Raw genomic sequence first — 1,204 nt, forward strand, 5'->3', positions numbered from 1 at the left:
GCCCTACGGCGGCGCCGTCGCCCTGCCCGGCCGTCGCCGGATCGCCGGGATCCGGAACGGCATTGATACGCAGCAGCTTGTGGGTGGGCGACTGCATGAAGCCGGGCGTCTGCGCGATGAGCGTGGCCCACACATCGCCTTTTCCATCCACCGCGCCAAGCACGACGAAGGGAAGCTGCGCGAAAAACGCGCGATGTTGATCGGGCATGAAGTCGCGGATGATACGGCGTCCGACTTCGTCCATCTTGTCGGCCACCCCGAGTGAGCGTTGCATTTCGAGCTCGCCTGAGTGCCACGGCGACCCCTTTTCGATTCCCGACGCTGCGCTCATGTCCACGTCCTCTTTATGACCGAGCCCGTACCTTGGACGTCTCGCGAGGCGTCATGCGTTAGCCGTCAAGCCGGCCGGCGTTTGCCTGAACTCGACGAAGCCGGGCAGCGATTCGATCCGTCGCAGCCATGCAATCACATTCGGATACCCCGACAGGTCGACATTGCCCTCGGGCGCACGCGCGATGTAGCTATAAAGAGCAATGTCTGCGATCGTCGGTTGACTCTGCGCGATGAAATCACGCCCTTGTAGTTCGGCGTCGATCAGCTTGAGCACGGCGTGCGCGCGGGTGATTACTTCTGCCGCATCGCGCTTGGCGCCGAACACCGTGATCAGTCGGGCCGCAGCGGGACCGTACGCAATCTCCCCCGCGGCGACGGACAGCCAACGCTGAATGGACGCCGCCGCTTCAGGCGTTTCCGGAAGCCACTCCGTCTTCCCGAGCTTCTTGGCGATATACACGAGGATCGCGTTCGAGTCGGCGATCGTCGTGCCGCCGTCGACGAGCGCTGGCACCTGGCCGAAGCGGTTCAGCTTCAAAAACTCGGGCGACTTGTGCTCCCCTTTCATGAGGTCGACCTCGACCAGTTCGTGCTCGACACCGAGCAGCGACAGGAACAGACGCGCGCGATGCGAATGGCCGGACAACGGGTGATAGTAGAGCTTCATGGCGTTCTCCTCTAAGGGGCGGGTTCTGGTAAATCCGCGCGGCCAACGACACATCACAGGGCTGTGACAGTATCGATGCGTGCCGATGGACTACAAGCCGAGATCGCTTAACCCCGGGTGATCGTCGGGCCGCCTGCCGAGCGGCCAATGAAAGAGCCGTTCGGCTTCGTTGATCGGAAGGTCATTGATGCAGGCGTAGCGCCG

General features: G+C 62.8%; 2 protein-coding genes and 1 pseudogene. All 3 read right to left on the reverse strand.

Going from position 1 to position 1,204, the window contains the following annotated elements; all coding sequences use genetic code 11:
- Positions 1 to 331: pyridoxamine 5'-phosphate oxidase family protein (locus tag AWB67_RS38220; protein ID WP_374729897.1), on the reverse strand; the 331-nt coding region annotated here is incomplete at its 3' end.
- Positions 332 to 382: 51 nt separating this feature from the next.
- Entirely contained in the window at positions 383 to 1,000 is a 618-nt protein-coding gene (locus AWB67_RS38225; protein ID WP_087660894.1) for a glutathione S-transferase family protein, read from the reverse strand.
- 90 nt (positions 1,001 to 1,090) lie between these two features.
- Positions 1,091 to 1,204: pseudogene (locus AWB67_RS40485) on the reverse strand (DUF1348 domain-containing protein); the annotation flags it as partial.

The sequence above is a fragment of the Caballeronia terrestris genome (genome assembly GCF_001544515.1).
In the GTDB taxonomy this organism is placed as follows: domain Bacteria; phylum Pseudomonadota; class Gammaproteobacteria; order Burkholderiales; family Burkholderiaceae; genus Caballeronia; species Caballeronia terrestris.